Here is an 8,550-nt window from a genome sequence, read left to right as displayed (position 1 = left end):
AAGTACGAGTTCGTGGAAGAATTAAATATGGAAATAATAAAAGAAATAGTGGTAATCTGCGATGGAGATCCAAGCAAAATACCACTATCTAATATGGTTTAAAGTCTTCCGAACACTTATGTTTTTTGAAAACCTTTGGGGTCTAAACACTTATTAGACATAAGAGTGAGCACGTCTCGCTCCCCTCTCCTTGGGAGAGGGGTCGGGGGTGAGGACTTACACTTTATAAATAAAAGCATTGATATTCATACCTGCTCCTACCGAGGCAAACAATACCACATCGCCTTTATTAAGGTGCTGGTCTTTTACTTTGCCTTTTATCATCAGGTCATACAGTGTAGGTATGGTGGCTACACTGCTATTGCCCAGTTTCCCTATGCACATGGGCATTTTATCTTTAACAAAAGGCTGGTCATGCATTTTGTAGAAGCGCTGTACTATGGCTTCGTCCATTTTTTCATTGGCCTGGTGTATGAGTACTTTGGTAATGTCCGCAATCTTAAGCCCGCTGTTATCAAGGCATTCTTTCATCGCCAGCGGCACATGGATGAGGGCAAACTCATATATTTTCCTGCCGTGCATCTTGATGTAGCGTATGTCAGGGTCATGATCGGTATTAAAAGAATTCCCGAAATATAAGAAATAGGCCTCATCATAAGTATACGATGCTGTTTCATGCGCCAGGATACCACCTTCGTCTTCAGTTGCCTCTATAACGGTTGCCCCGGCGCCGTCAGAATAGATCATGCTGTCCCTGTCATGCGGGTCGACAACCCTCGATAAGGTCTCGGCACCAATAACAAGGCATTTTTTTGCCATGCCTGATTTAATAAACGCCTGCGCCTGAATTACACCCTCAACCCATCCGGGACACCCGAAAAGCAGGTCGTAGGCTACGCATTTTGGGTTCTTTATCCTGAGGCTGTGCTTTACGCGCGCGGAAAGGCTCGGCAGCATATCGCCCTGTATCGTCCCGCTCCTTACATTGCCAAAGTTGTGGGCAAATATTATATAGTCAAGCGTTTCCCGGTCAATACCCGAGTCTTCTATCGCTTTTTCAGCTGCCAGAAAGGCTATATCAGATGTCTGTAGGTTGTCTTCAACATAGCGGCGTTCTGCAATCCCTGTTATCTGCCTGAATTTCTCGGTTATCACCTCGTTCGAATAATTGAGCGGGCCACCGTCATCGTTAAGGAATACATGCTTTGCGAAGTCAAGGTTCTTTACTGTACGTGTCGGTATATAGCTTCCTGAACCAGTAATTTTAATATTCATGTCGCTCCTAATTTATAGCTAAGTTAATCAAATATATAATAAATAAAAACGCAAAAACCTATGCATGCATATAATTTATGTAAAAGTTAAAATTTAATAAAAATAATAGGAAACTGTCAATTTAAACTGTTGATAATTTAATTTTTATCACCGTTGCTATCGATTGGGCACGGGCTTTTATCCTTTCTGCATTTAACCCTGAAAAATAGTGGTCGGTAGTTGTATGAAAATGCTTAAGCCAGGTTTTAAAGTGCTGTTCTGTAAGTTTTTCCTGTGCATTAAGGCCAAGGTGAATCTGCATGGTATTGTTCCTGTAAGTACCGGTATTGAAAAGGCTTTGCTCCCAAAAATCAGCAAGGATAGGGAGGTGGTGCGCCAGGTCGATCTTTGCAACATCGGTAAAAATGTAGCAGATGGCAGGATCTTTTAAAAGCCGGTTGTAAAATTCTGTAAGCAGCGATTCAATATCCTGCCTGTTTTCAATATCTTTCATATGTTTTTTCGAGCACGAATTTCCGCGATTTTACCGATTAGAAAAATGATAGCGGTCATAAAAAGGGTCAGGAAAATTTTCGCATTCCGTCATTGAAGGCGAAAGTACGAAGCAACCCGCTCTACAAAGTCTCTGACTTTGTAGGTGTGTTTAAAGGTCTCCGACCTTTCCTATGAATGTTAGAGACATGCCTCTACTTACGCAAAGTCAGAGACTTTGCGGAGCACGGAAAACAACAATTGATTCAAAAAAAAAGCCCTCATAAGAGGGCCTTACTATTAGTTTTCCATGTACGCCTCAATTGGCGCGCAGGAGCAAATCAAATTTCGGTCACCGTAAGCATCATCAACCCTCCTTACACCCGGCCAGAATTTATTTTCGGCAAGGTATTCCAGTGGGAATGCGGCTTTCTCCCTTGTATAAGGCAGGTTCCAGTTATCAGTTGTCAGCATCGCAAGCGTGTGCGGTGCGTTTTTCAATACATTGTTTTTATCATCAGCGCTCGATTCCTCAATTTCTTTACGGATAGATATCATCGCATCGCAAAAACGGTCAAGTTCCTCAAGGTTCTCGCTTTCCGTTGGCTCGATCATAAGTGTTCCTGCCACAGGGAAAGAAACCGTAGGGGCGTGGAAGCCATAATCCATTAAACGTTTCGCAATATCGGTCACTTCGATACCATTTGCCTTGAACGGACGGCACTCAAGAATCATTTCATGGGCAGCCCTGCCCATCTCACCGGAATAAAGCGTCTCGTAGTGGCCGCTTAGCCTCTCCTTAATATAGTTTGCATTCAGGATTGCATATTCTGTAGCGTTCGTAAGCCCTTCCGCACCAAGCATCGTAATGTATCCGTAAGAGATTAGGCACACGAGTGCCGATCCCCACGGGGCAGCCGATATAGCTGTAATAGCTGTTTCGCCGCCGGTAGGTATTACAGGGTTGGTTGGCAGGAACGGAACCAAATGTTTCGCCACGCAAATAGGGCCAACGCCGGGGCCTCCGCCTCCGTGAGGGATAGCGAAAGTCTTGTGCAGGTTAAGGTGGCAAACGTCAGCGCCAATAGTAGCCGGGTTAGTTAATCCAACCTGTGCGTTCATGTTCGCGCCGTCCATATATACCTGTCCGCCATTTTCATGGATAAAGTTGGTCACTTCTATGATCGATGCCTCATACACACCATGTGTCGACGGATACGTCACCATTAGGCAGGCAAGATTGTCTTTATGTTCCAATGCTTTTGCTTTCAGGTCTTCCACATCTATATTTCCATTCTCAGATGTTTTGGTAACTACCACCTGCATACCCGCCATGTTTGCAGTTGCAGGGTTGGTACCGTGTGCAGAAGCCGGTATAAGCGCAATATTCCTGTGGCCTTCGCCGCGGGACTGGTGGTAAGCGCGTATCACCATAAGGCCGGCATATTCGCCTTGTGCGCCCGAATTTGGCTGTAGCGTAGTACCTGCAAAACCGGTGATTACATTAAGTTGCTCCTCCAGTTTTTTAAGCATCTGTTGGTAGCCTTCTGCCTGCTCTACAGGGGCAAAAGGGTGGATGTTGTTCCAGTTGGCCATGCTCAAAGGCAGCATTTCCGATGCGGCATTAAGCTTCATGGTACATGAGCCCAATGCTATCATCGAATGGTTTAGTGCAAGGTCTAGGCGCTCCAGTTTTTTAATGTAGCGCATGATGGCGGTTTCACTGTGGTATTTGTTGAAAACGTCATGCTTAAGGAATTCGCTTGTCCTGTTCACCGAATCCGGTATAGCAATGCTTCCTGATAGTCCGGTTACGGTTTCTGTAGTTTTTCCTGTCGCTTCCGCAAATACGGCAATGATATCGTTTATGTCTTTTACGGATGTCGTTTCATTGAAAGATATAGAGATCGTATCAGCATCCACATAGTAGAAGTTGATCTCTTTTTTCTCAGCGGCAGCTTTTACTTTGGCAGCATCGGCTTTTACAAGGATGGTGTCAAAGAAAGCGGTGTTCGTTTGGTAAACGCCAAGCTTGTTAAGCGCATCGGCAGTCGTAACAGCTGAAGCGTGGACTTTATCGGCAATATAGCCAAGGCCCTGAGGCCCATGGTAAACCGCATACATACCCGCCATTACGGCAAGCAGTACCTGTGCTGTACAAATATTCGAAGTCGCTTTTTCGCGCTTAATGTGCTGCTCACGCGTTTGTAATGCCATACGTAGTGCACGGTTGCCATTCGCATCAACGGTTACCCCAATGATCCTGCCCGGCATAGAGCGTTTGTATTCTTCTTTGGTAGCGAAGAACGCTGCGTGCGGCCCGCCATAGCCCATCGGTATACCGAAACGCTGGGTAGTACCTACCACAACATCGGCACCCATCTCACCCGGAGAGGTAAGTTTTACAAGGCTAAGTATATCAGCGGCAACAGCTATTTTTATTTCTTTTTCTTTTGCTTTGGCAATAAAGCCGGCATAATCATGCACCTGGCCATACTTGCCCGGGTATTGCAATATCGCCCCGAAGAAATCATCGCCAAAGCCAAACTCTTCGTGGTTACCTACAACAAGCTCCACACCAATTGGCCTAGAACGTGTTTGCAGTACCGAAAGTGTTTGCGGCAATATCTCTTCAGAAACAAAGAATTTATTTACGTTGTTCTTTTTCTGGTCGCGGGTACGCACGTCAAACAAAAGCGCCATTGCCTCTGCGGCAGCGGTACCTTCGTCAAGAAGCGATGCATTGGCGATCTCCATTCCGGAAAGCTCGATCACCGTGGTCTGGTAGTTAAGCAATGCCTCAAGGCGGCCCTGCGCTATCTCGGCCTGGTAAGGCGTGTAGGCAGTGTACCATCCCGGATTTTCGAAAATGTTCCTTTGTATCGGTGCAGGAACAATAGCAGGGTGGTAGCCCAAACCGATGTACGACCTGTATATTTTATTCTTATTGCCCAACTGCTGGATGTGGCTCATGTACTCATATTCGGTCATGGCCGGCTCCAGGTTTAACGGAGCTTTCAGACGAATATCATTGGGCAGGGTTTCGTATATTAACTGGTCTATAGATTCGACACCGATGGTCCTAAACATATGTTGGAGATCATTCTCCCTTGGGCCAATGTGCCTTAAAGCAAAAGCATCTGTTCTCATGTGTGTTGTAGCAAATATTAGAGGCACAAAATTAGCTAAATATCTTCAATTAAAAATGCTTTTTTGAACTCCAATTTGTGAATTTTTTACTTCAAAACTCTTCCTGTTACCATATTCATTATTTTTGTAAGGTATGAATGCGATTAAACAGCTATTTAACGCCTATATCTATGGGAGCATGCACGTTGCCATGACCGTACTGGCGCTGGTCCTGATGACCAATCACATGTTCCGGATCCCGTTCGACTGGGCCATTGCAACATTTGCCTGGTGCGGCACTATGTTCAGTTATAATTTCATGAAGTACGATGGCCTTTTCCGTGTAAAAAAAACCGCAGGCAGGCGTATAAAGATCATCGTAGCGCTGAGTACCGTCGCTCTCGCGGTTGCGGGCATAAGCTTTTTTTTCCTCGAAAGAGTAACGCAGATAATAGCGATCGTTTTTTTTGGACTGACGGCGCTTTACACCGTGCCCTTCTTCCCGAATACCAAAAACCTCCGAAACTGGAGCGGCATCAAGATATACATCGTGGCATTATGCTGGGCCGGGATCACCGTCGTACTGCCCCTGATAGACGCTGGTATCCCGCTGACTTCCGATGCGTACCTCAAATTCTCTCAGCGGTTCCTGCTCATCATCGTCCTTATATTGGTGTTCGAGATTATCGACCTGAAAGAAGACGACCCGCACCTCAAAACCATCCCTCAGCAGATAGGGGTGAAAAGGACTAAAGTTCTGAACCTCATTTTTTTGGCCCTGCTTTTCTTTTTAGAATTCCTGAGGATAACCATCGACTACCGACAGCTGGCCGCCAACCTGTGTATGGTCGTTGCCACAGCGCTTTTTACCATTTATGCCACCCCCAACCGCCCTAAGTACTACACGCTTTTCTGGGTAGAGGCGATACCGATATTTTGGCTGGGGCTGGTGGTGCTGTTTGGACAAAAATTATTTTAAGACATGAAATTCCTGTATTATATTATATTGTGTAGGTTTTACAAAGGATCCGGAAGCGATCTTCCCAAGGCTAAGCTGGTTTTTGTAACTTTTCAATGGTTGGTCTTTATATGTTTGCCTATGTTGCTGATAAATGCCTACTATGGCATAGAATTTTACACGAACTATATTAAGCCATTAATAATCGTTATGACTATAATGTTGATACTTCTTAATTATTTATTTCTCTTCAGGATTGCCAGGGCACAAAAGATAATAGAGAAATATGAAGGGAAATACCCATTGATAGAGAAATATCCGATAGGGGCTTACCTTCTATTTATATTTGTTATTCCAATCATTTTAGGTGCATTTGTTATTACATTTATTAAATATCGGCATGGACATTAGTGGTATGTATTTACTATAGTTGCGTTATGACGCCAAATTCCCCAAAGCCATCCCCAAATCCCCAAACCCAAAAGTAAACCCGGCATCCGATAATCGTTTCGGGATAACGTTACGGCTTTTCAGTACCAATTCGGTCTCTGTACCTATAATCATCGCACCAATTTTCAGCAGGCTTTCGCCAATGGGAATACCAACCGGCATGCCTACAGTTTTACGAAGCGTTTTCATAAAAGCAGCATTACGCACCGGGGCAGGGGAGACCACATTCACAGCGCCGTCCATTTCGTTATTGATAATGAATTCAATAGCACGGGCAAAGTCTTTTTCATGTATCCAGCTTACGAACTGCCTTCCGCTGCCCTGTTTTCCGCCAAAGCCAAATTGTGCCAGCTTCTTCAGCGGGATAAAAGCGCCGCCTTTTTTACCAAGGACAATAGATGTCCGCAACGCTGTCTTTATAGTATCTGGCGTTTCGAAACGGAAGAAAGCCTTTTCCCAAACCTTTGCTACATTCATAGAAAAGTCATGCCCGATCTCGCCGGTTTCCTCATCCATCTGCTTATCCAAAGAAAACCTGTAGATGGTCGCAGTAGAGGAATTGAGCCAGTGTCTCGGTGGATTGGTACATTGCTCTACCGCTTTGCCGAGTATCACGGTGCTGTCCACCCGCGATGCCATGATCTCGCTTTTGTTTTTCTCGGTATAACGACAATCCACCGACTTCCCAGCCAGGTTTATGAGCACATCGGTACCCTCCAGTTCCTTTTCCCAGCCCGTCATGGTCTTTGCATCCCAATTGATGTAACTGATGTTATTATCACTTATGTGAGATCTCCCGCGGGTAAGCACAACGATTTCATAGCTGTCCTTAAAATGGTCAATAAGTACATTTCCTAAAAAGCCGGTACCCGCGGCGATAATCATTTTTTTCATTGTCTTTTAATTATTTGACCTCACCCCAACCCTCTCCAAAGGAGAGGGAGAAGCTTCACTCGGATGCCTTATAGAAGATATATAACACAAATTTCGACGAGGGATATCCGTTCCAAGCTCCCCTCTCCTTTGGAGAGGGGTCGGGGGTGAGGTCTGTTGGTTATTTCCTACACGTTATTATATAATACCCAAAGTTATTCATCTGTACCCCGGATAGCAGCGCGAACAAGGATCCCTTCAGGTTCTTAATGCTTTGCGGTTTCAACGGATCACCGTTTAAAATCTTTTTAAAGATAAACCCGCCTATCGCAAAAGGCACATGCAGTACAGATGGCGCCACTCTCAGGGAGATATCCTCGATGCGTATATCTTTAAACCCGGTCTCGGCCAGTAGCATTTCGATTTTTTTAATGCTCCCCAGTTTTTCAAGGCTCCACCCGTTGCACAGGCCTTTATAACAATAGCTTCCGCCAATGCATAATTCTTCAAATTCTTTTTTAAGGAAGGCATCAGCTACTACCAGCTTTGTGCCCGGTTTCAGGATCCTGTATGCTTCCCGGAAAGAATTCTCACTGTGACCGCCATGGCAAAAGCTCTCGACCGCCATACAACCATCAAAGGTATCATTAGCAAATGAAGTATGGTTGTAATCTTCCTTCAATATCAATCCATTAAGCCCTGCCAGCCTTTTGTTTCCTTCTTCCATTTGGAAATCAGACAGAGTTACGCCTATTATTTTAAGGTCTTTGTATTTTGTCAGCCCAAATTTCATAGTGCCGCCCATACCGCAGCCGAGGTCGCACAGCAGCCCTTTGGCGTTAAGCCGGTTGTATATCTGGCGGTTCATTTCGTTGAGCATGCTGTCACGGCGAAAAGGATTGGTGCTCATCGGACTGTAATACCCAAAATGCATATTGAAATCACGGCTCCAGAATTCATAGTCTTCGGTCGCTTCATTATAAAGCTCCGCGGTTTTGCTGTTGTTTTCAGTATGTAAAAGTTTAGGGTTGAGGTGCAGCGTTTCCATGATTGAAATATTTGGTGATTGAATAGGTTGTGTATACGAAATAGATGGCAATGCAGGCTGGGAAAACGAACAGGAAGGGCACACTATACAGGTCGTTGGAAAATCTGTCGTAATAATATGCAGCTCCTATACCTGCAAAATCAATTGCAACGAAGAGCCAGTACCGCAGTACAAGCACACGCCGCTTTCTGTCAGCATTAGGATAATAGCAAAATAAGACGGCTACTGCCAATATCAATTGGAGTATTCCCAAGGGTATCATGGCCAGCATTCCTAAAGTTGGAACGATGAAAAGAACACCATTTGTGACCAATGCCCAAAAGTTGATTTGATGTAGTATTTTCAT

Annotated in this window: 7 protein-coding genes; 1 reads left to right on the top strand and 6 read right to left on the bottom strand. The window is 44.8% G+C overall.

From position 1 onward, the window contains the following. Positions 1–216 precede the first annotated feature (216 nt). The 3 genes from AAEO56_RS14840 to gcvP all read right to left on the bottom strand — a co-directional run bounded on the left by AAEO56_RS14840 (position 217) and on the right by gcvP (position 4,896). Positions 217–1,275: a 3-oxoacyl-ACP synthase III family protein gene (locus AAEO56_RS14840; RefSeq protein WP_341697846.1), complete on the bottom strand. Its 1,059-nt coding sequence runs from the start codon at positions 1,273–1,275 to the stop codon at positions 217–219. 121 nt (positions 1,276–1,396) lie between these two features. After that, entirely contained in the window at positions 1,397–1,768 is a 372-nt protein-coding gene (locus AAEO56_RS14835; RefSeq protein WP_341697845.1) for a group III truncated hemoglobin, read from the bottom strand. Positions 1,769–2,046: 278 nt separating this feature from the next. Beyond that, positions 2,047–4,896, bottom strand: coding sequence for an aminomethyl-transferring glycine dehydrogenase (gene gcvP, locus AAEO56_RS14830; protein ID WP_341697844.1), 2,850 nt, complete (start codon positions 4,894–4,896; stop codon positions 2,047–2,049). A 133-nt stretch (positions 4,897–5,029) separates the two neighbouring features. Here gcvP and AAEO56_RS14825 point away from each other — a divergent pair, with 133 nt between their 5' ends. After that, complete coding sequence (locus tag AAEO56_RS14825; RefSeq protein WP_341697843.1) at positions 5,030–5,854, top strand: UbiA prenyltransferase family protein; 825 nt, start codon at positions 5,030–5,032, stop codon at positions 5,852–5,854. A 414-nt stretch (positions 5,855–6,268) separates the two neighbouring features. On the opposite strand, the gene AAEO56_RS14820 is transcribed toward AAEO56_RS14825, so the two are convergent. From AAEO56_RS14820 to AAEO56_RS14810, 3 genes are all read right to left on the bottom strand, one after another. Further along, a complete protein-coding gene (locus AAEO56_RS14820) occupies positions 6,269–7,177 on the bottom strand; it encodes a TIGR01777 family oxidoreductase (protein WP_341697842.1) in 909 nt (302 codons plus the stop codon). Between the two features lie 160 nt (positions 7,178–7,337). Beyond that, the gene (locus AAEO56_RS14815; protein ID WP_341697841.1) at positions 7,338–8,204 is read right to left on the bottom strand and encodes a methyltransferase domain-containing protein; all 867 of its coding nucleotides are present in this window, start codon (positions 8,202–8,204) and stop codon (positions 7,338–7,340) included. Continuing rightward, positions 8,179–8,550 (bottom strand): hypothetical protein, encoded by a 372-nt coding sequence (locus AAEO56_RS14810; RefSeq protein ID WP_341697840.1) that lies wholly within the window; start codon positions 8,548–8,550, stop codon positions 8,179–8,181. The genes AAEO56_RS14815 and AAEO56_RS14810 overlap by 26 nt, the downstream gene beginning before the upstream one ends.

Source organism: Flavobacterium arundinis, from assembly GCF_038289855.1.
Taxonomy (GTDB): Bacteria; Bacteroidota; Bacteroidia; order Flavobacteriales; family Flavobacteriaceae; genus Flavobacterium; species Flavobacterium arundinis.
The sequence above is the reverse complement of the archived record's forward strand: the minus strand, read 5'-3'. Positions and strand labels throughout refer to the sequence as shown.